Annotated in this window: 16 protein-coding genes and 1 tRNA gene; 11 read left to right on the forward strand and 6 right to left on the reverse strand. The window is 38.7% G+C overall.

The window, feature by feature from the left end; genetic code table 11:
• The first annotated feature begins 6 nt into the window (after positions 1 to 6).
• From ABIB30_RS21865 to ABIB30_RS21885, 5 genes are read left to right on the forward strand one after another with little or no spacing between them, the layout of a single operon-like run.
• On the forward strand, positions 7 to 1,281 hold the full coding sequence (locus ABIB30_RS21865; RefSeq protein WP_354305180.1) for an efflux RND transporter permease subunit: 1,275 nt from the start codon (positions 7 to 9) through the stop codon (positions 1,279 to 1,281).
• Positions 1,278 to 3,170, forward strand: a complete 1,893-nt coding sequence (locus tag ABIB30_RS21870) for an efflux RND transporter permease subunit (RefSeq protein ID WP_354305181.1) — start codon at positions 1,278 to 1,280, stop codon at positions 3,168 to 3,170. The genes ABIB30_RS21865 and ABIB30_RS21870 overlap by 4 nt, the downstream gene beginning before the upstream one ends.
• Before the next feature lie 5 nt (positions 3,171 to 3,175).
• Entirely contained in the window at positions 3,176 to 4,414 is a 1,239-nt protein-coding gene (locus ABIB30_RS21875) for a TolC family protein (RefSeq protein ID WP_354305182.1), read from the forward strand.
• Entirely contained in the window at positions 4,389 to 5,669 is a 1,281-nt protein-coding gene (locus tag ABIB30_RS21880) for a heavy metal-binding domain-containing protein (protein WP_354305183.1), read from the forward strand. The genes ABIB30_RS21875 and ABIB30_RS21880 overlap by 26 nt, the downstream gene beginning before the upstream one ends.
• Entirely contained in the window at positions 5,650 to 6,909 is a 1,260-nt protein-coding gene (locus ABIB30_RS21885; protein WP_354305184.1) for an efflux RND transporter periplasmic adaptor subunit, read from the forward strand. Before ABIB30_RS21880 ends, ABIB30_RS21885 begins: the two co-directional genes overlap by 20 nt.
• 243 nt (positions 6,910 to 7,152) lie before the next feature.
• On the opposite strand, the gene ABIB30_RS21890 is transcribed toward ABIB30_RS21885, so the two are convergent.
• The 4 genes from ABIB30_RS21890 to ABIB30_RS21905 form a co-directional block, all read right to left on the reverse strand.
• Entirely contained in the window at positions 7,153 to 8,466 is a 1,314-nt protein-coding gene (locus ABIB30_RS21890; protein WP_354305185.1) for a site-specific integrase, read from the reverse strand.
• A 246-nt stretch (positions 8,467 to 8,712) separates the two neighbouring features.
• Positions 8,713 to 8,785, reverse strand: a tRNA-Lys gene (locus ABIB30_RS21895).
• A gap of 191 nt (positions 8,786 to 8,976) precedes the next feature.
• A complete protein-coding gene (locus ABIB30_RS21900) occupies positions 8,977 to 10,563 on the reverse strand; it encodes a SusD/RagB family nutrient-binding outer membrane lipoprotein (protein WP_354305186.1) in 1,587 nt (528 codons plus the stop codon).
• A 198-nt stretch (positions 10,564 to 10,761) separates the two neighbouring features.
• Positions 10,762 to 14,043: a SusC/RagA family TonB-linked outer membrane protein gene (locus tag ABIB30_RS21905; RefSeq protein ID WP_354305187.1), complete on the reverse strand. Its 3,282-nt coding sequence runs from the start codon at positions 14,041 to 14,043 to the stop codon at positions 10,762 to 10,764.
• Between the two features lie 371 nt (positions 14,044 to 14,414).
• Here ABIB30_RS21905 and ABIB30_RS21910 point away from each other — a divergent pair, with 371 nt between their 5' ends.
• The 3 genes from ABIB30_RS21910 to ABIB30_RS21920 all read left to right on the forward strand — a co-directional run bounded on the left by ABIB30_RS21910 (position 14,415) and on the right by ABIB30_RS21920 (position 16,954).
• The gene (locus ABIB30_RS21910; RefSeq protein ID WP_068397433.1) at positions 14,415 to 15,098 is read left to right on the forward strand and encodes a response regulator transcription factor; all 684 of its coding nucleotides are present in this window, start codon (positions 14,415 to 14,417) and stop codon (positions 15,096 to 15,098) included.
• On the forward strand, positions 15,095 to 16,477 hold the full coding sequence (locus ABIB30_RS21915) for a sensor histidine kinase (RefSeq protein WP_354305188.1): 1,383 nt from the start codon (positions 15,095 to 15,097) through the stop codon (positions 16,475 to 16,477). The genes ABIB30_RS21910 and ABIB30_RS21915 overlap by 4 nt, the downstream gene beginning before the upstream one ends.
• A gap of 111 nt (positions 16,478 to 16,588) precedes the next feature.
• Positions 16,589 to 16,954 (forward strand): hypothetical protein, encoded by a 366-nt coding sequence (locus tag ABIB30_RS21920; RefSeq protein WP_354305189.1) that lies wholly within the window; start codon positions 16,589 to 16,591, stop codon positions 16,952 to 16,954.
• Between the two features lie 119 nt (positions 16,955 to 17,073).
• Here ABIB30_RS21920 and pdxR read toward each other — a convergent pair whose 3' ends face one another.
• Positions 17,074 to 18,552 (reverse strand): MocR-like pyridoxine biosynthesis transcription factor PdxR, encoded by a 1,479-nt coding sequence (pdxR, locus tag ABIB30_RS21925; protein WP_354305190.1) that lies wholly within the window; start codon positions 18,550 to 18,552, stop codon positions 17,074 to 17,076.
• An 86-nt stretch (positions 18,553 to 18,638) separates the two neighbouring features.
• Between pdxR and ABIB30_RS21930 the strand changes: the two genes are divergently transcribed.
• The 3 genes from ABIB30_RS21930 to ABIB30_RS21940 are packed head-to-tail and all read left to right on the forward strand — an operon-like array spanning position 18,639 to position 20,291.
• On the forward strand, positions 18,639 to 19,244 hold the full coding sequence (locus tag ABIB30_RS21930; protein WP_354305191.1) for an FMN-binding negative transcriptional regulator: 606 nt from the start codon (positions 18,639 to 18,641) through the stop codon (positions 19,242 to 19,244).
• Position 19,245: 1 nt separating this feature from the next.
• Positions 19,246 to 19,776 carry a GNAT family N-acetyltransferase gene (locus ABIB30_RS21935; RefSeq protein ID WP_354305192.1) on the forward strand — a complete coding sequence of 177 codons (531 nt, stop codon included), beginning with the start codon at positions 19,246 to 19,248 and terminating at the stop codon, positions 19,774 to 19,776.
• On the forward strand, positions 19,773 to 20,291 hold the full coding sequence (locus tag ABIB30_RS21940; RefSeq protein WP_354305193.1) for a GNAT family N-acetyltransferase: 519 nt from the start codon (positions 19,773 to 19,775) through the stop codon (positions 20,289 to 20,291). Before ABIB30_RS21935 ends, ABIB30_RS21940 begins: the two co-directional genes overlap by 4 nt.
• On the opposite strand, the gene ABIB30_RS21945 is transcribed toward ABIB30_RS21940, so the two are convergent.
• Positions 20,288 to 20,821 carry an RNA polymerase sigma factor gene (locus ABIB30_RS21945; protein WP_354305194.1) on the reverse strand — a complete coding sequence of 178 codons (534 nt, stop codon included), beginning with the start codon at positions 20,819 to 20,821 and terminating at the stop codon, positions 20,288 to 20,290. The genes ABIB30_RS21940 and ABIB30_RS21945 overlap by 4 nt on opposite strands.
• Positions 20,822 to 20,916 lie beyond the last annotated feature (95 nt).

Consider the following 20,916-nt stretch of genomic DNA (forward strand, 5'->3'; position numbering starts at 1 on the left):
ATTAAGATGATTAACAAATTAATTTCCCTGTCTTTAAAGAACAGGTATATCGTACTCATTGCAGCAGTGATTCTTTTTGCCTGGGGCAGTTATGCTGTGCGGGAAAATCCCATTGATGCAATTCCAGATCTGTCGGAAAACCAAGTTATTGTTTTTACGGAATGGCAGGGACGTAGCCCACAGATCATGGAAGATCAGGTCACTTATCCTCTCGTCAGCAATTTGCAGGGTATACCTAAAGTAAAAGCAATACGGGCAACCTCTATGTTCGGGATGAGTTTTGTTTACATCGTTTTTGATGACAAAGCTGATGTTTACTGGGCACGAAGCAGAGTACTGGAAAGATTAAACTATGCGCAGCGGTTATTACCTGAAGGTATTACGCCAACGCTTGGTCCAGATGGAACTGGGGTTGGTCATATTCTATGGTATACGCTGGATGCTAAAGGCATTGATTTGGGCGAACAACGTGCGTTACAGGATTGGTATGTAAAACTAGGTTTGCAGACAGTACCAGGAGTGAGTGAAGTGGCGTCCTTTGGTGGCTTTGAAAAACAGTACCAGATCAACATTGATCCCCATAAGCTCAACTATTATAACATTCCTTTAAGTCAGGTGCTTAAAGCGGTTAAAAGTAACAATAACGATGTTGGTGGGAGAAAATTTGAGATGAATGGAACAGGGTACATCGTTCGTGGTTTGGGGTATATCAAAAACCTGCAAGATGTAGAAAATATCTCTATAAGTACCATCAATACAGTTTCTATCAAAATCAAAGATATCGCAACGGTACAAATGGGTGGCGATTTGCGGCTGGGTATTTTTGATCAGAACGGTGAAGGTGAGGCTGTAGGAGGGATAGTGGTGATGCGGTATGGGGAAAATGCAGATAAGGCAATCCATGCGGTGAAGGATAAAATGGCCGATATTCAAAAGGGACTTCCACCCGGGGTGAAATTCAAAATTGCCTATGATCGAAGTGAGCTGATTGAGAGTGCGATTGGCTCTGTTAAGCATACGCTGATCGAGGAAATGATCACAGTATCTGTTATTGTGATCCTGTTTTTATTTAGTTGGAGAAGTGCGCTCAGTATTATTATTCAAATCCCAATTACTATTGCGGCAAGTTTTATCCTGCTCAATGCCTTTGGCATATCTTCTAATATTATGTCCCTGACCGGGATTGCTTTGGCCATCGGAGTTATTGTAGATAATGGAATAGTAATGGTCGAAAATTCACATCGCAATTTGGCAATTGCACAAGAAAAAGAAAAATCATGACGACTGCTGAAAGAATCAAAATTATAGAAGCTTCCTGTAAACAGGTAGGCAGGGGCGTATTTTTTTCTACGCTAATCATAGTGGCTTCTTTCCTTCCCGTATTTTTACTGGAAGGACAGGAAGGTAAATTGTTTGGCCCCTTGGCCTGGACAAAATCATTTATACTAGCTATAGATGCCATCCTCGCTGTTACGCTTGCTCCGGTATTAATCTCCTTCTTTTTAAAAGGGAAATTAAGAACCGATGATCATAATCCCTTGAACCGTTTTATGGAGCGGGTATACCGACCAGTTCTTAACTGGTGTATCCATTGGCGTAAAACCACCATTGGCATTAACCTTTTGGCTTTGCTGATTAGTGTGCCCTTATTGTTAAGTCTGGGCAGTGAGTTTATGCCGCCACTGGATGAAGGAACGATCCTATTTATGCCAGTTACTTTACCCGATGTTTCTAATGCACAGGCCAAGCAGCTTTTGCAGGTGCAAGACCGGATCATTAAAAGTGTACCGGAAGTTAAAAATGTATTGGGTAAAGCAGGAAGGGCTAATACGGCGACAGATAATTCGCCGATCAGTATGGTAGAGACTATTATTTTGCTGAAACCAAAAGATGAGTGGCGTAAGGGGATAAAAAAAGAAGATATCGTTAACGAACTGAATGCCAAACTTCAAATACCGGGAGTGGTTAATGGCTGGACACAGCCTATTATCAACCGCATCAACATGCTGTCCACTGGAATCAGGACAGATGTCGGTTTAAAAGTCTATGGGCAAAATCTGGATACAATTTATGCTTTATCCAGTCGGATGAAACAAGCTTTACAAGGAATTAACGGGGTCAAGGATCTTTATGTAGATCCCATTACCGGAGGCAAGTATTTGGATATAAAGGTGAATAAAGAAGCGATTGGCCGTTACGGATTGAGCGTTGATGATGTAAACCAGGTGGTAGAAAGTGCGCTTGGAGGAATGAATATTACCCCAACTATTGAAGGTAGAAGAAGGTTTAGCGTAAATCTGCGTTTGGCGCAGGATTATCGCAATAACCTTGATCAGATCAAGCGGACTTTGGTGCAAACTCCTGCTAACGGACCCATTCCATTATCCTCCGTAGCGGATATCAAGATTAGTGATGGCCCTGCTATGATTCAATCTGAAAATGCGCTGTTAAGAGGAACGGTATTGTTTAACGTTCGTGACCGCGATTTAGGAAGTACTGTCAAAGAAGCACAAGACAAGTTAAATAGTATGGTCAAAACTCTACCTAAAGGTTATTTTATGGAATGGAGTGGACAGTACGAAAACCTGATCCGGGCAGAACGGACACTTAAACTGATCCTCCCTATTGTGCTGCTGATTATTTTCGCTTGCCTGTACTTCGCTTTTCACTCTATCCGGGAAGCATTTTTTAGTCTGATCTCTATTCCCTTTGCGTTGATTGGTGGGGCATATATGGTCTATTTCTTTGGCGTGCACTTATCTGTAGCTGTTGCAGTTGGTTTTGTAGCCTTGTTTGGTATTGCCGTGGAAACTGGAATTGTGATGGTCATTTACCTGAACGATGCAATGGCACAACTAGTGGCATTAAAAGGTAATTCAAACGAAACTATTACCAGGGAAGACCTGCGTGTTCATGTGATGAATGGTGCCATTAAAAGGTTAAGACCAAAACTGATGACGGTCAGCGTAGCTTTATTTGGGCTGGTCCCAGTACTTTGGTCAACGGGCACAGGCAGTGATGTGATGCAACCCATTGTGTTGCCTATGATTGGTGGGGTATTGACCTCATCTACTCACATTCTACTGGTCACCCCGCTCATCTTTTTAATGGTCAAGGAATACGAACTAAAAAAATACGGCAAACTGGAAGTGCTGGACGTAAAAGAATAAAGAAAATGAAAACGATCAATCAAATTATATTCATCTTGCTCATTTTGATCATAGGGGCAGAGTCTTCCAAAGCACAGACGGAAGTCTTACCTCTGGATAGTGTGCTGGTCAGGCTTGGATTGAATCCGGGACTGCAAGCTTACGATGCTAAGATTGGGGCGCAAAATGCCTATGCAAAAGGAGCTAAAAGTCTGCCCGCTCCGCAGATCAGTGCAGGTCAGTATCAAACCCCATACAGCTTAACTCCTAATACGGGCTCCTTTATGATCAGCGCGGAACAAATGTTTACCAATCCTGCCAAGTTAAGGGCGAAACAGGATTATATGAACGGGATGTCTAAAGTAACTGCTGAAGATAAGAACTATATGAAAAATCAGTTGGCAGCTCAAGCTAAGGGATATTATTACAATATGGGCATCATAGAGCGGAAACGTACATTGTTAGCGAGCACGAAAGGTTTACTTGAGTATATGCTCAAAAGTGCAAATATCAGACTGACTTATGGAAAAGAAAAGCTGAATAATATTTACAAAGCCAAGGCTGATCTGTATGAGCTGGATAATGGTCAGGAACAGTTCAATAATGATCTCAAACAACAACGTATTCTATTGAATATCCTGATGAGCAGAGATAAGCAGATAGACTTTAGCGTCGATACCACTTTGATGGTAAAGGATTATGAAACATCAGTAACAGATACAGCAATGTTAGTGGCAGTTCGGAGTGATATTAAAGGTATTAACCAAAATATCAACTTACAAGCCTTGAATGCTAAAATGGAATACAGTAAACGAAAACCTGATTTTGGTTTGCAAGCCGCACATATGTTCAGTTATGGTGGAATGGCTAATCAATATATTTTAATGGGTTCAGTTACCATTCCTGTTTTCTCCTGGTCTTCTAAAGAATATAAAGCGAACCTTAAAGGAATTAGCTACGAAGTAGAGGAGCTGAAGCAGAAAAAATTAGACTTGATCAATCAGGTAGAAGGAAATCTTGCGGGGTTAAGATCCGCGATTAAAAGTAAAAAAATCCTGCTAAAGAACTATAATCAAAATATCATTCCTGCTTTGCAGAATAATTATAAAACATCTCTGCTCGCCTATGAACAGAATACAGGAGAGATGCAGGTCGTTTTGGAAGGATTAAAAGCCTTAAAAATGGCTAGAATGGAAGCATTAGACCGATTAGGGGAACTTTTACAATTACAAGTAAATTATGAAAGAGAAAATGAAAAATATTAGCCTGATCACCTTAGTAGGTTCTTTCTTCCTGATTCTATTATTGGGAAGCTGTATACAAACTAAGAAGGCTCCTGAATCCCAACAAGCGAAAGGTGAAACAAAATATACGTGTCCCATGCACCCACAAATTATGGAAGATCATCCGGGAGCATGTCCGATATGTGGAATGACTTTGGTTAAGAAATCTGGTCAGGCCAGTGAGGGAGCAGGTATTAGTCTGAATACGGTGTTAGAGCCGATTAATTCTTCAGTTATCGCCTCTATAGGTGTCATTCAAACTGAAGAAAAACAAAGTTTGGTAAGGATACAAGGAGATGGATATCTTGATTTCGATACGCGTACTTTCAATAATATAGCTGCCCGGTTTTCCGGTAGGATTGAAAAATTATATATAAAGTATGCCTTCCAGATGATACATAAAGGGGAACGTATTTTTGACATTTATAGCCCCGAAATGTTAACCGCACAGCAGGACTTACTCTATGTGGTTAAGAATTCGTCAGGAGAAGTGGGGTTAATTAATGCCGCAAAGCAGAAATTAGTATTGCTCGGTATGACCAGTGCGCAGATCAATGAGGTTCTAAAAACAGGAAAGTTATTTTACAGCTTACCAGTTTACAGTCCCTATGAAGGTCATGTGCATGATATGCCACATAGCCAAATGGCAGGAGCTGTTAATTCAAAACCAGAATCGAGTGTGCTGAAAAATGCTCCATTAACCGTCCGTGAAGGAATGTATATTGAAAAAGGACAGAATATCTTTAATGTAGTTGACCCACATCATTTGTGGGCCGTGGTTAAAATTGAGCCTTCATCTGTTTCAAGGTTGAAGCTGAACCAAAAGGTTGAGCTTACCTTACCAGATTTGCCCGGTAAAAAGATAGATGGAAAGGTGAATTTTATTGAGCCTATTTTACACGAGGGTGATAAGCGGACAAGTATCCGGGTTTATATAGACAATATGCAACATGATCTTAAGGTCAACAGTATTGTGCATGCGGTGATACAAACTGGAACAGCTAGTGGACTATGGGTGCCAAAATCGGCTGTGCTTGACCTTGGCCGGACTAAGGTAGTTTGGTTAAAGAAAGGAAATCATTATCAGGTACAAGAGGTGACAACAGGAATACAAATGGGTGAGCGGGTGAATATCATTAAAGGAATATCTTCTGCGGATAGCCTTGCTATTGATGCCCATTATTTATTGGATAGTGAGGGTTTTATTAAAACTAAAAATGATGAAAAATATAATTAACGGACGAGTTGGCTGGAAGATAACCGGATGCTTTTTACTGGTTTTGTTACTGTCAGTTACTTTATTCACCGCTTGTAAACAGAAGATGCAACCTGTGAGCAAAATGGAAGGCAAAACTTACTATACCTGCTCTATGCACCCACAGATTCATCTGGATCATCCGGGGAATTGCCCCATCTGTCATATGACTTTGATCAAAGTGGAAACTACGGGGAAAAACCAAGGGATGGAAGCAGGTAAAATAACTCTGACAGCATCACAACTTCAACTAGCTGGTATTCGTACTGACACTGTGCGTGAAGAGAATATTGGGAATGAAAAAACATTGACTGGGACAGTAACAACTAATGAGAATAAGGCAGAGCAGTTAAGTGCCAGAAATTCTGGTCGAATTGAACAGCTTTTTGTACGAACAATTGGTGAGAAAATTTCTGTAGGTCAGCCAGTTTATAGGATCTATAGCGAAGACCTGCTGGAAGCTGAAAAGGAATACTTATTAGCAAGACAGCAGCAAAAAATGCTGAACAATCCAGATATAGATTATAAACAATTAATCGGTGCAGCCGAAAATAAACTACGATTATGGGGGATGTCAAGTTCACAAATCCAGAGTTTAGCGGCTTCTGGAAAGGTGTCTCCAAGTGTCACAATTGCAAGCGGGATTAATGGAACGGTTAGTGAAATCGCAGTACACGAAGGAGATTATGTGAGTGAGGGAATGCCGATTTTGAAAACTCAGAACATCAATGCTTTGTGGGTTGAGGCCCAATTGTATGCGGGTGAAACGTCAAACTATCATCTAAATGATTTGGTTAGCGTTTTACTGCCAGACTTAGGTGGCCAGCGTATTACAGGCAAGATAGATTTTATGAACCCTGAATTATCGGGAGAGTCGAAGGTGGCATTAATTAGGGTAAGTATTTCCAATGATCAAAGCCTGATCAGACCAGGAATGCTGGCCTACATTTCAATAGCAAGTGAACAAAAAAACAGTTTAGCTGTTTCAACTTCAGCTATTTTAACTGACGGAAAGGGCAGTAGGGTTTGGGTTAAAAATTCAGATAACAGCTTTTCGCCTAAAATGGTCATGTTGGGTACAGGTAATCAAAGTTATGTAGCTGTTCTATCCGGGTTAAATGTAGGTGATGTTATTGTAATCAGTGGAGCTTATCTGTTAAATAGCGAGGCAATATTTAAAAATGGAAGTGACCAAATGGATATGGGAAATATGAAAATGTAGGTTAATAGTAATCTGCTAAGGGTGATTTTTTATAAATATTTCTTTATCTGACTTCTAACCTCAATAACTTATTTTATAAGACCTATAGCACTTAAATATTCAATTCAATAGTATAAAAAATGCTCCAGGTGTTCAAAGTATTTTCGCTCATGGGTGCTTAATATAAAATTGATAAGGGGAAATAATGAACAACATTATTTCCCCTCTACATAGGTCAACATTCTGCGCAGTAATTTCGCGGTATTACTTACTAAATAATGTTACTATGTTTTTCCCTTTTAGAAGGCCATTAGAGTCAAATAAAATTTCTTTGGCTATGTGCATTTTCTTCGATATCCTGCTTTTCTTGACTCTAGCATATCTTTGAGTTGTTCTTACATTTTTGTGACCCAGCATTTTACTAACATCTTCCAATGGGAAATCGAGAACGTTCAACATCAAATCAGCGAAAGTATGCCTTGCCAAATGACTGTTTAATTCTCTTGATAATCCACAAATATCAGACAGCTCTTTGAGGTAGCAATTATAGCGATAATTGCTATTTACTGGAATCAGACGGTTGTTAATTTTACAGTAAGAGTCGTTGCTGTATTTTTTAATGATCTGTTCAACAATAGGCAGAATAGGAACCATCTCTGTCACCTTCGTTTTCCCACGCTCTTTAATGAGCCATTTTTCATGTGCGGTACCAACGGTTACAATATGTAGTGGAGATAAGTTATATATATCCTGATAAGCAAATCCGGTAAAACATTGAAATATAAATGCGTCTCTAACTTTATCGAGTCTTTCAATCGTCAGTTTATGATGCCAAATATTTTCAACTTCTGATATTTCCAATGGCTGAATTTCAGGTTCATCAGCACCACACCTGAATTTTTCAATGGGATTCTTTGTTATCCAGGCACTTGTTTCTGCGAGTTTAAGCATCTGTTTGGTATTCTTGATTTGTTTCATTGCAGAAGCTTCCCCAAGCGCTGGAGTTCGTTTGACGGTAAGAAAGGTTAAAAAATTCTGAGCAAAGGAATAGTTAATATCAACTAGTTCCATATCCTTAATCTTATATTGATATAAAAGAAATTCGGTAATCTTGTTTTTTGTGGCTTTCCATTGTTTTAGTGTTTCCGGAGATCTCAGCTTCTTTTCTACCAAATCAGAAAACTCTTTAATTTGAAGATCAGCAAGTTCCAATAGACTTATCTTTTTCTTAGTGGTATTTGTGGTTTGCCCTTTTCTATGATCATGAGGCAGGTTCCTGTAGATATTTTTTAGTTTTAAGGGGGTGACAACATCAAAATTTGATTGTAGCACTGTAAAATAACGTTCTAAATCAGCTTGCATACGGTTGATTAAGGAATTAGTCATTTTAGCGTGTTGTCCTGTTGTGACTCTTTTGGTTGTATTATCCCAATGGTCAATGTGTGCTTTCCTACCGGTGGACAATTCTTCGTCCATTCCGTCAATTGATATTCTGCAAATAATAGGAGCGAGGCCGTTAGCATCTTTCTTTGATTTACGATGCCAAAAAAGAATGGTTAATGTTTGGTTGCTTTTCATTTTTCAATCTGTTATGTAAAACATTTAGTTAAGCCTGGATAAATCCAGTAAACAAATTGTTGCTTTAAGGAATGGCTCAAATTGAGGCAAGGATAACTGGTGCCCAAATTTACCAAATACAATTGGGCACCATATAGGGCACCAATCAGATTGATTTTCTTTGCTATGAAATGACTTATTATTTTTCTTAAAACGCCTTTTAAAATACATTTTAAACAGAAAAGGCGCAATTTCTTGCGCCTTTCGTGATCCCGCTGGGATTCGAACCCAGGACCACTACATTAAAAGTGTAATGCTCTACCAGCTGAGCTACGGAATCAATTAATTCCCTTTGTTTAAGGAGGTGCAAAGATAGAAATTAAATGTTAACATGCAATTAAATCTGAAAATAATTTCATTTAAAATATTGGTTTATTTATCTGTATAAGTCTAATGCATTGAAAATCAGAAAGGCGGAATTATTCCGCCTTTCAAAATAAAAATGTAAACTATATTAAACAATCACTAAGACTATTTCAAAATATACATGATACCATTGATATCATCATTGCCACCATACTGGCTCTGTATTGCAATTTGATAATTTGCAGCATTTGCAGTGCGTTCATATTCGTGGTACTGAAAGCGGCTTGCAATGCGTCCACCATTTCCAGTACCCGGACCAGTGGTGAAAGTAGGGATGCCTGTACGGCGATAAGTAAAATAAGACTCCAGTCCCGAATGACGGAATAAAGCCAGATACTTTTGCTGTACAATTTGTGTAAGCGCATTTGCTGTATTATACTTTACAGCAGGCTGATTATAGTAAGTATCCCAATTTACATTGATAGGATAAGTATCATAGTTGGCAGGTAAAGCAACGTTTGTTGAGCCGGGGCGATAGAAATAAGCAGTAAATGTTCCTGTGCCTGTAGGGATTTTATAAGAATCCATAGAACTTTTAATACCTGCAGTATAATAACTCTCGGCGTCACCAGCAGCCCATCCGCGGTAAATGCCTTCAGCAATATTGAACATCAGCTCAGCATAGCCAACCTGAATACTCGGCTCACCTGTATAGGTTGAATAGTAACGCTTTCTATTTAAGAATGAATACTTCTGTAAACCTGCATTGTTATACATAATACCAAGATCTTGTCCTGCATCAGCACCAATAAAAGAAGAAAAATCTGCAGGACTAAGTTTTAAAGAATCAACCTGGTAACGAGAAGGTTCGGCAGTTACAAATACCCTTGGATCTTTTAATTTTGTTAACAGGCTGATATAAGTGGACGAAGTGTTTTTTCTCGATCCGCTCTGTCCAAAGTTATCAGGGGTTTGTGGATAATAGTTCGTCGGAGATATATAAACATATTGCATGTTATCAGCAGCACTTTCCATGATAGGATACTTGGTTTTATTACTGATAATATCAGAGAATTGTTTTTTTACATTTAGCTGTGTATCGTCGTCAGCTCTTTTACTAAGCTGGATCAACAGACGGATTCTAAAAGTATTGACAAGTTTTTGCCATTTTAGTAAGTCGCCGTTAAAAAAGATATCTCCGGCAAGTATATTCTCTTTTGCTGCAATTAAAGTTGTTAAATCTGTGTTCGCACTTTCTAATAGTGCCAAAGACTGTAACATCACATTTTTCTGTGTATCATAAGCAGGAGTAAGGTTTGCTATTCCGGCCAGCGCATCAGTCATTGGAATATCTCCCATTTCCATACTCATTTTAGTGAACAGATAAGCCTTAAAGAACTTACCAAGCGCAGCATAAGAATTAACAGCAGCACCGGTCTTGGCAGCCTGTTTTTCCATTTCAACAACGTTTTTTAAGACCGTATAATAATCATCACCATATTTGAAATCATAGCGGTTATTGCCATAGTAATCATAATTATTCAGGTAATACTGACTATTTGTTTCTTTAGAACCATCGGGGCCTTCGACAAGGCCATTGCCCGTTAAGATTCCATTTAATAGTAAAGAAGCTTGTACCGCAGTTGGTTTATTATTATTGATCGTTTTTTCTTCGAAGTCCTTCTTGCAGCCCGAGATGGTAACCACAAGTAAAAGAGGTAGCAAAGAATAAAGTTTGAATATTTTTTTCATCTGTATATAATTGTTTTTTTTCGAAGCCTTTATTGTTTTTTAATTGAACTTAAGAGCATTTCGTGGTTTAACGGTGATGAAGCTATCATGATTTTATATTTTTCACCAGTATCGATTTGATTCTAGTGTTCAGGAGCTCGCAGGCCCGGTTCATTTCGTTGTGTGATTTGAAAAATCATGATGGTTTCATATTGGAAATTATAATGTAACGTTAATGTTGAATCCATAACTACGTACCGTTGGTGATTGTAAGCCAGTTAGAGGAGTTTCTCCGTTGTACTGATCTAAATCAACATCCTTAAACCTTTTGTCTTTATAGAAGTATAATAAATTACGGCCTACCAAAGAGAAAGAAGCTTTTTGAATGAAGGTACCCGCAAGTAATTTCTTAGGAAGTTCGAATCCAAGCGTAACCTCGCGGAGTTTCGCGAAAGTTTTACTCATCAGATTGGCCTCATCGAAATTATAATACTTACTTACGTAATCCTGAACAAATACCTTATTTGTATTTGGCGCAAAAGCAAGGTCGCCGTAATTCAGGATCGCACCAGTTTTAGAATCATAGTTGATAGATGCGCCATTAGAAATCACTACACCTTCACCAACATAAGTACCATTATATCCTTTCTTGCCATAATTAGCCCAATCCTGGTAACGTGCATCACCTAAAGCGCCTTGAGCAGTTTCGATATTTGAACCACCACGCATAGTTTTGTTATGCATGTAGTCAATAGTTTTTCCGCCCACACTACCATCAAACTGGACACCTAAACTCCAGCTTTTGTAATGAAATTTGTTATATATACTCCATGAATAATCAGAGTTCAAGTTTCCCAGGTATTGATTCGCACCACCATTAACCAATGGCTTTCCAGCTGCATCATTAATAATCTGTCCGTCTTTCGTTCTTACGAAAGCAGTTCCATACAATTTATCTGTACGATCTCCTTCTTTGAAAAAAGTCTGATAAGTATCCTGTCCTTTAGGAAGTTCTTTGTAAACACGCTTGTAAGTTGACCAGTTGACCAAAACATCCCAGCCAAAACCACCCATATCTTTAATTGGTGTGCCGCTCAGAGAAACTTCATAACCAGTCTTTTTCGTTTTTAAAGCATTCAGATATAGTATATTATAGCCAGTGGCAGTAGAAATCTGGTTCGCTAAAACCTGAGGTCCATCTATGTACTGGAAAGCCGTAGCACTTAAACCCAATCTGTTTCCTAAGAATTTGATGTCAAAACCTTCCTCGTAATTTACGCGGGTGGTAGTTTTAATACCATTTTGATATAAATAATCAGGGCCATAACCGGCAGCTTGATTGTTATATGGTTTATTGATATTAAAGGCTGTATTTAAGGAATAGTTTGGTCCGTTATAAGGAGACATATAAGTATTGCCATAACCTAGTGGATTGTTTGTCAGGTTAGATCCTGTTTGTCCGCCAAATGCTGTGATTGAGCTGAAAGGAGCAGGGCCTATACTTGCACTGGTTGCATCTGTACGTACATTGGAAAATGATGCTCTTGCTTTCAGGAATGAAATAAGATCTGGCATTTTGATATAGTCAGAAATTACAGTTGCCAATGATACACTTGGGTAATAATAAGTTGTCGGCGTCTGGAAAGCAGAAGACTTATCAATTCTGCTCGTTGTTGATAGGGTTGCATATTTACCGAAAGCTGCATCCAATGAGAAATAACCACTCAGTACCATCATGCTTGAGTTGAAACTCGTAGACTGTACTGGGTTTTTAGAGTTACTAAAAGAATAAACTTCAGGAACATTCAGGTAATCAGTAGATGTCCAGCTTGAATTGTAAGATAAGGTACGCAGATTTGTTCCGACCAAACCAGAAAGGTTGACAAAGTTTTTAACGTTATAATTGAAATTTAATAACAACTCATTGTTGTTTTCAAATAAATTACGTCTGTCTTCACGATAGTCACCTTGATTTCCTTCACGTCCATAAGGGTGAGCTGAGAATGGAAGTTTTTCTGTACGTAAAATGCTGTACGTATCAAATTGAGAGCGAAGTGTTGCGTTTAAATGGTTATCAATTTTGAAATTTGCAGAAAGATAACCGTAAACATCATTTTTGTAATGTCCGCGCAACCACTTTTCTGTCATCAGATAAGGGTTATGGTAACGTTGATATTCCGCAAACTGCGATTGAACTCCTTCCTTACCCGGTTGCCAGATTGCTTTAATGTCCGGTGCATTTACATCCCAGTCTGCGCCAGTCCAGATTGCTGTACTGTAGATTAAACTTGAGGGTCCGTAATCTGCATCAGGAAAGTTATTGGTAAACTGCCTGTTAAAATCAAGGTTACCTTCAATTTTCAGCCTTGGAGATGGATTGAATGAACCATACATGTTGAAATTGACAATGTTAAGTCCGCTATTTGGGATGTAACTTGATTGCTTTGATTGTGAAACCGAAAATCTGGTCGTATAAGTCTCCCCGTTAGCACTTAAAGAAACGTTATTGTTGGTTTGATATCCAGTTTTCAAGAAGTTCTTTAAATTGTTTTTACCTCTGGCTGTATATGGAGTTGCTTGTCTTACGCCATTAATTACCGGGCTGTCATACTGAGGGATTAGCTGTCCGGCAAAATAAGGACCCCAAACGTCGTAATCTCCATCCACACCACCTGGTGCTCCACCTTTACCATCTACGAATACATACTGTGTGTTTTCACCAGCGCCATATGAATTCTGTATACGAGGAAAAGTCAAAAATCCACTATTGATAACGGTGCTGCTGTTAAAATCAACAGTCAGTCCTTTTTTATTCTTATCACCTTTTTTAGTAGTAATCAATATTGCACCATTTACCGCACGGCTACCGTATAAGGCAGCAGCTGCAGGGCCTTTTAATACAGTATAAGTTTCAATATCGTCAGGGCTGATATTCCAGGTATCAGTATTGATAGGAAATCCGTCAATCACATATAAGGTTAACTTATCACCGCGGATCATTACGTTCGGCTCTCTCAATACCTCTGGAGAAGGACCAACAGATAAACCGGCCACTTTTCCTATTAAACCACCGATTGGATTCGGGTCACGTGCTTTTAGCAAATCGTCACCGTCAACGGTCTGTAAAGCATAACCGATTCTTTTGGTGTCTTTCTTGATACCTAAAGCGGTAACCACAACTTCAGAGAGTGCTTTGCTATCACCTTTTAGCACTACGTTAATGATAGTTTCGTCACCAATAATGATTTGTGTTTTTTCGTATCCAAGATATTGAAAGGATACCGTTTGCCCTTTTTTTGCTGTGAAGAGAAAGTGGCCATTCATGTCTGTTACTGTACCTTGTTTGGTACCATCAACCAAAACACTTACCCCCGGTAAGGATTGTTTGGTTTCGTCACTAACTGTACCGGATATTTTAATTTGCGCCGCTAAGGTCATCGGGGCAAGCAAAAATAACACAACAGTTATTACCTGTTTTAATTGCTTGTAAAGCTGTTTCATTGATGTGGATTTAGGTTGTTATGTGTTTTGATTTCACACAGCAATACTAAACTTTGTTTATTAAAACTAAACCAATTTAGTATTATGTGTATTTAAACTTTTGCGGTTTTTTCTGATGCTAAATGCGTCTTTAGCAACAGGTTCGTTACTTATTGTTAATAGCATATTAATGAAGAGTTTATCTTTTGCTGTTATTGCGGTTGAAAAACCGTTTTATTTACGCGTAAAATGATCAAATGATAATATCTGATTGATATTATTCAAGGGAAGAAACAGAGTTAAAGCAGTTATCGTAAAAAGAAGCTTAAACCCATGAATTTTGAACAGGCTCTAAAAAATAATGTTCACATTTGTTGTTTAATTATAGTGTAATGGACATACTGGTTATAGAAGATGAACAAAGAGTAGCTGAACTGATCAAAAAGGGGTTGGAAGAACTTGGGTTTCATATCACACTTGCCTTTGATGGAGAAATGGGGAAGAGGCTGGCTTTAACAAAAACATACGACCTGATTCTCATGGATTTGATTCTCCCAAAGATCAATGGTATTGATCTTTGTAAAGAGGTGCGTATTGCCCGGCCAGATATTCCTATCATTATGCTGACTGCTTTGGGGACTACGGATGATAAAGTTGAAGGGTTTGACGCAGGTGCAGATGATTATCTGGTTAAGCCTTTTGATTTCAGAGAATTGCATGCCAGGATACGTGCTTTAATTAAAAGGAACCAGACACAGAATAATACTTTCAGCCAGGGATTTATTTTGCGTTTTGCAGATCTGGAAATGAATTTGGAAACCAAATTAGTTAAAAGGAATGACGTACCGATAGATCTTACGCCTAAAGAGTTTCGCTTGCTTGAATATATGATGGGAAATTCTGAAAGGGTTTTGTCAAGAACAGAAATTGCGGAGAAGGTTTGGGATACTTTTGATTCAGGAACGAACTTCATTGATGTATATATCAATTATTTAAGGAAAAAGATAGATAAGAATTACGAGGTGAAACTGATTCATACTAAACCGGGAATGGGTTTTATATTTAAAGAGGGATGAAAATAAGAGCGAAACTTTTGTTATTGTTTTTGACACTTTTTGGTGCTTTGCTTTTGGCATTTGCGGTGTTTATCTATATTTCTACAGCGCAGAGCAGAAAGGATCAATATTATAAGCATCTTAAGAGAGAGGCAATTACGAAAGCAAATTTGCTTTTTGATGCGAAAGTTCCTCCAACGGTATTGCAGTTGATTTATAAGAATTCTATTAACTCTTTATTTGAGGAAGAGGTTGCTGTTTATGATACTTCGTTTAATCTGCTGTATCATGATGCTGTGCAGATTGATAAGGTTAAAGAGACAAAACAGATGATTAACCAGATCATCCTTCAGAAAGAAATAACTTTTGAGCAGGGGTCTTTGCAGGTTGTAGGACTTTTGTATTTGCATAAAGGGAAAACTTATGTGATTACTGCGGCTGCAAATGATAAGTATGGACTGACCCGTTTGGAAGAATTTAAGTATACTTTGATTATTTCTTTTATCATTATTATCAGTTTGACGATTGCTGCGGGTTATTATTTTGTAGGAAAGGCGTTAAATCCGGTTGCAGAGATTGTGGATAAGGTAGAAGAGATTACTGCGACGAATTTATATAAACGAGTACATGTCAAAAATGAGCGGGATGAGATTGGTGAGCTAGCTATTACTTTTAATAATATGCTGGATAGACTGGAGCAGTCTTTTGATGGTCAGAAGAGTTTTGTAAGTAATATTTCTCATGAGTTGAGAACTCCGCTGGCAACGATTGTCGGGGAGCTTCAGCTGGCTTTAATCAGGGAACGCAGCGTTGCGGAGTATAAGGAGGTGATCAGGTTGTCGCTGAGTGATGCGCAAAGGTTAGTGAGGTTATCTAATGGTTTGCTTGATTTAGCGAAAGCGAGTTATGACCAGACTACGGTAAGTATGAAGGTTTTAAGGACGGATGAGTTGTTGATGGATGCAAGGGAAGCTGTTCTTAAAGGATTTGAAGATTATAAGATTGATATTATCTTTGATAAGGAGATTGATGATGACAATGAGATTTCTGTCAGGGGAAATGAGTATTTGCTGAAGGTGGCGTTTATCAACCTGATGGAGAATGCGTGTAAGTTTTCTGCTGATCACAGGTGTATAGTGAGTATCAATTTTGATAAGGGGTCGGTTATACTTGGGTTTAAGGATTCGGGGATAGGGATTGAGGCTGATGAGATTGATAGTATATTTTCTGCTTTTTACAGGGGAAAGAATAAAGGGTTTAGTGCGGGGAATGGGATCGGGCTGTCGCTGACGGAAAAGATTGTGGGGATGCATCAGGGGGAGATTAAGGTGAGGTCTGTGGTAGGGGTAGGGAGTGAGTTTACCATTGTTATGGCACATGTGGTTGTTTCACCTGGGTAAAAAAAAACGGCAACTGTATATTTGACTGGTACGCCTGAATTAGGCGTAAGGTCTGCATATACAGTTGCGGTTTTTTTTCTTTATCCATAGGGTTGATGGACCATTTATATTGTGTTTAGACAATGGTTTATTTGGATTGTTGAAGGAGCTGGTTACTTGAAAATTGTTGAAGGAGCTGATTACTTTACAGCTGCTGAAGAAGCTAATTGTTTTATAATTGTTGAAGGAGCTGATTACTTTACAGCTGCTGAAGAAGCTAATTGTTTTATAATTGTTGAAGGAGCTGATTACTTTACAGCTGCTGAAGAAGCTAATTGTTTTACAATTGTTGGAGAAGCTGATTACTTTACAGCTGCTGAAGAAGCTAATTGTTTTATAATTGTTGAAGGAGCTGATTACTTTACAATTGTTGGAGAAGCTGATTACTTTACAGTTGCTGAAGAAGCTAATTGTTTTGTAATTGTTTGGACGAGCTGATTACTTTACAGTTGCTGAAGAAGCTAATTGTTTTATAATTGCTTGGAGGAGCTGATTACTTTACAGATATTGAATAATGAGCTTAATGGATTGCGTTATGATTTGCTTGTGGTGTCACTTTAAGAAATCAACCTTTTTATAATTTCTACACTTCTGACCAGATCTTCTTTGGGGGAAGATGCAAAGCCTAAGCGAATGGCATTGGCGTTGTAGTTGGGGTATTTGTGGGCTTTTCCATCAGATAAGAGTAATCCTTCCCGGTAAGCTTTTTTTGCGAGTTCTTCCAGGTTGATTGATTTGTCAAAGGCTGTCCATACTGACATTCCACCTTCGGGAATAGTAAATTTGATGGATTCTTTGAGTTCATTACTGAGCAAATTGCAAAAGAAATCGCGTCGTTCCTGGTAGGTTGAAAGTGTTTTTCTGAGGTAGCGTTGGATGGTGCCGTCATTTAATAAATCAGCCATTGCGCTGTCCAGGACGTGATCGCCTTGCCGGTCCAGTAATATACGGACTTTAGCGAGGTGTTCAATGACGTTTTCGGCAGCTACCAGATAACCCATTCTAAAGGCTGGGGAGAAACTTTTACTAAAGGAGCCGCAATAAATGACCATCCCGTTTTCATCAGCGCTGGCCAAGGGTAAGAGTGGACGGTGTTTGAAGTGGAAGTCAAAATCATAGTCGTCTTCAAAAATGATAAAGCCATATTCATTGGCGAGTCTGAGTAATTCTAATCTACGGTCAATTCTTAGGGAGACTGTGGTAGGGTATTGATGATGGGGGGTGACGTAGACCAATCTTATTTTTTGTTTTGTGCAGATTTTGCGGAGTTCATCTACCATTAAGCCATGTTCGTCTACCGGGATTCTAATGAGTTTTGCGCCTGCGTGCAGAAAATTATGTTCGGCGCGTCTCCATCCGGGAACTTCAGAAACTACAATGTCGCCGGGGCTAATCAGGGCGTTGCAAATCAGGTTGATACCCATTAAGGTGCCTCGTACTGAAAGAATGTTTTCGGGAGTGGTTTTGAGTCCTCTTGTCGTATTGAGATATTCAGCTATTGCTTGTCGATAAGGGTAAGGGCCGGCAGGATTTCCGTAATTACCAAATTTAGGATACAATCCGCTTCTGGTGAGTTGGTTGCGATAGGCACGGTAAAATTCCTTTAATGGTGCAAGCCTGGGGTCAGGGTAACCGTCGTCTAAATGAAGGTCAGGTACATGTGTTTCTATAATAGTATCAGGGTAATCTCTGGACTGAAAAGTGAAGCCTGCAGTCTTCGATGAAGTGGATATGATTGACTTTAGCTTTTCTGGTGCGTGGTCTGCCACATGACCAGAAACAAAAGTGCCGCGTCCTACAGCACTTTCAAGCCAGCCTTGTATCTGCAGTTCTTCGTAAGCCTTAGTTGCTGTAATTCTATTGATTTTTAAAAGATGAGCGAGCTCACGGCTACCAGGAATTTTTTGGCCTGATCGTAGTTTGCCACTCCGGATCAGTGATAAGAGGGCATCTGCTAACTGAAGATATACGGCACGTCCGGCGGAACGATCAAAGGATAGATCCGCAAAGAGTTGATTGATAATCGGACTATTCATTATCTTGTAATTGGACTACTAAGATAAGCCAATTGTAAGATACTTTTGTTTAATCAGATCATTAATCAGTTATTTGGATAGAAATCATGTATATACCTAAGCAATTTGAGATTGAAGAGGAGGCAGAAAAGATTGCCTTCATGAAACAGTATAGTTTTGCAACTATGGTGACTACTAAGGGAGATCTTCCAGTCGCTACGCAGCTTCCATTCTTGATTACAAAGAATGCTGGTAGTTTGGTGTTGAGCGCGCATTTTGCATTGGCTAATGAGCAGACCGGCTATATCGAAGAGAATACCTCCCTGGTTATTTTCTCAGAGCCGCATGCTTATATTTCTCCAGTTCATTATGATAAGGTGGAGAGTGTACCTACCTGGGATTATGTAGCTGTACATGCTTATGGAAAGGCGAAAATTGTTAAGGATGAAAATGAGAAAATTAAAGCATTGGAAAATATGATCCTGTTTTACGAGCCTGGTTACCTGGGACAATGGAACAAACTGGCAGAAAAGTTTAAAAAGGGAATGAGCAGAGGAATCGTAGTGTTTGATTTAGAGGTGACCGACTTACAAGGACAGAAAAAAATCAGCCAGAATAAAACTGAGATGGAACGGGAAAGGATAGCTGTACATTTAGAAAAAAGCGATGTCAGCTCAGAAAAAGCAATTGCAGACTATATCAGAAAAATATAAGATGAATCAAATCAAAATCACTCAAGCATCCCCGGAAGATTTTAAAATTATACAAGTTATAGGACGACAAACTTTTTTGGATTCGTTTGCATACAGTACAACCGAAGCCGATATGACTAGCTATCTGGAAGAGAGTTTCACTGAAAAAAAGATAAGGGCCGAATTAGCTAATCCAGATTCTATGTTCTTTGTAGCATGGGACGATGAAAATACTGTAGGGTACTTAAAAGTAAATACGGGAAAAACACAAAAGGAATTGCAGGATGATACCGCTTTGGAAATCGAACGCATTTATGTTAAGAGCAGCCATCACGGTAAAATGGTTGGTCAATTGCTTTATGATAAGGCCCTGGAAATAGCCATACTTCAAGATAAAGCCTATTTATGGCTCGGCGTATGGGAAGAAAACCCACGAGCCATCAGATTTTATGAAAAGAACGGATTCGTTGCTTTTGATAAACGTATTTTCAAAATGGGGAATGATGAGCAAACAGATATCATGATGAAAAAGATATTAACTCCTGCCTTATGAATTTTAGCATCCAACCACAGTTAGTGAATGAACGTGTCGCACTCTTACCGCTGAAGGAAACCGATTTCGAAGAATTATACGCTGTAGCGTCCGATCCAAAGATATGGGAACAACATCCTAATAAGGATCGCTGGAAGAAGGAAGTATTCCAAAACTTTTTTGATGGTGCCATAAAGAGTGGAGGCGCATTTAAAATCATCGATCAGGTTACCGGGAAAGTGATGGGCAGCACCAGGTTCTATGACTATGACGAGAAGGATATTTTTATTGGCTATACGTTCTATGGTACAGCTTATTGGGGAATGGGCATCAATCTTTCTGTGAAAAAAATGATGCTGGATTATATATTTCAGTTTGTATCAAAGGTTCAGTTCCATATTGGCGCAGAGAACATCCGTTCTCAAATCGCTATTGGCCGTATTGGAGCAGTTAAAATAGCTGAGGAGCAAGTCACCTATTTCGGTGAAGCTCCAAAGCTCAATTTTGTATATGTAATCGACCGGGATTTAGATTAATTATACTTATTTGTTTTTTTAAATTCCTGATTGTAAATTTTCAGGTTACTTTTCAATAACTGACGTGCAACATGAATTCTGGTTTTCACCGTACCAATAGGTATGTTCAGTGTCTCAGCTATTTCATGATATTTATAACCTTCAAAATATTTAATAAAAGGAGTGTAATATTCAGCACTTAACATTGAAAGTGCTTTGTTCACATCGTCACTAATAAATTTATTATTGGCTTGGTTATGCGAAGCGCTTTTGTATAATTGAGCAGAATTGATTTCTTCGGTAGTGTCTATAATGCTGCGTTGTTTTACCATCCTTCTATAGTCATTTATAAAAGTATTTCTCATGATTGTATATAACCAACCTTTCAAATTCGTGCCTTCAACATAAAGTTTTGAGTAACGAATAGCTTTTAATAATGTTTCCTGAACTAAGTCATCAGCATCGTCAATGTTTTTTGTAAAATTCAATGCAAAAGTTCTTAAAGAAGCCTTGTGGTCATTAATCTGGTATGGGAAGGAATTACTGATCATAAGTAAGAAATTAGATTATAAAATTTGTTGATTATATTCAATTTTTTTATTCCAACTCTTATACCAATTAATTTATTTAAAATGAAAAAATGCGC

The sequence above is a fragment of the Pedobacter sp. UYP1 genome, assembly GCF_040547305.1.
Taxonomy (GTDB): Bacteria; Bacteroidota; Bacteroidia; order Sphingobacteriales; family Sphingobacteriaceae; genus Pedobacter.

Coding starts and splice junctions, on each gene's coding strand:
- ABIB30_RS21870 (WP_354305181.1), top strand. CDS start 1,278: ATGACGACTGCTGAAAGAATCAAAATTATAGAAGCTTCCTGTAAACAG.
- ABIB30_RS21945 (WP_354305194.1), bottom strand. CDS start 20,821: ATGATCAGTAATTCCTTCCCATACCAGATTAATGACCACAAGGCTTCT.
- ABIB30_RS21880 (WP_354305183.1), top strand. CDS start 4,389: ATGAAAGAGAAAATGAAAAATATTAGCCTGATCACCTTAGTAGGTTCT.
- ABIB30_RS21905 (WP_354305187.1), bottom strand. CDS start 14,043: ATGAAACAGCTTTACAAGCAATTAAAACAGGTAATAACTGTTGTGTTA.
- ABIB30_RS21930 (WP_354305191.1), top strand. CDS start 18,639: ATGTATATACCTAAGCAATTTGAGATTGAAGAGGAGGCAGAAAAGATT.
- ABIB30_RS21890 (WP_354305185.1), bottom strand. CDS start 8,466: ATGAAAAGCAACCAAACATTAACCATTCTTTTTTGGCATCGTAAATCA.
- ABIB30_RS21900 (WP_354305186.1), bottom strand. CDS start 10,563: ATGAAAAAAATATTCAAACTTTATTCTTTGCTACCTCTTTTACTTGTG.
- ABIB30_RS21940 (WP_354305193.1), top strand. CDS start 19,773: ATGAATTTTAGCATCCAACCACAGTTAGTGAATGAACGTGTCGCACTC.
- ABIB30_RS21935 (WP_354305192.1), top strand. CDS start 19,246: ATGAATCAAATCAAAATCACTCAAGCATCCCCGGAAGATTTTAAAATT.
- ABIB30_RS21875 (WP_354305182.1), top strand. CDS start 3,176: ATGAAAACGATCAATCAAATTATATTCATCTTGCTCATTTTGATCATA.
- pdxR (WP_354305190.1), bottom strand. CDS start 18,552: ATGAATAGTCCGATTATCAATCAACTCTTTGCGGATCTATCCTTTGAT.
- ABIB30_RS21910 (WP_068397433.1), top strand. CDS start 14,415: ATGGACATACTGGTTATAGAAGATGAACAAAGAGTAGCTGAACTGATC.
- ABIB30_RS21915 (WP_354305188.1), top strand. CDS start 15,095: ATGAAAATAAGAGCGAAACTTTTGTTATTGTTTTTGACACTTTTTGGT.
- ABIB30_RS21885 (WP_354305184.1), top strand. CDS start 5,650: ATGATGAAAAATATAATTAACGGACGAGTTGGCTGGAAGATAACCGGA.
- ABIB30_RS21865 (WP_354305180.1), top strand. CDS start 7: ATGATTAACAAATTAATTTCCCTGTCTTTAAAGAACAGGTATATCGTA.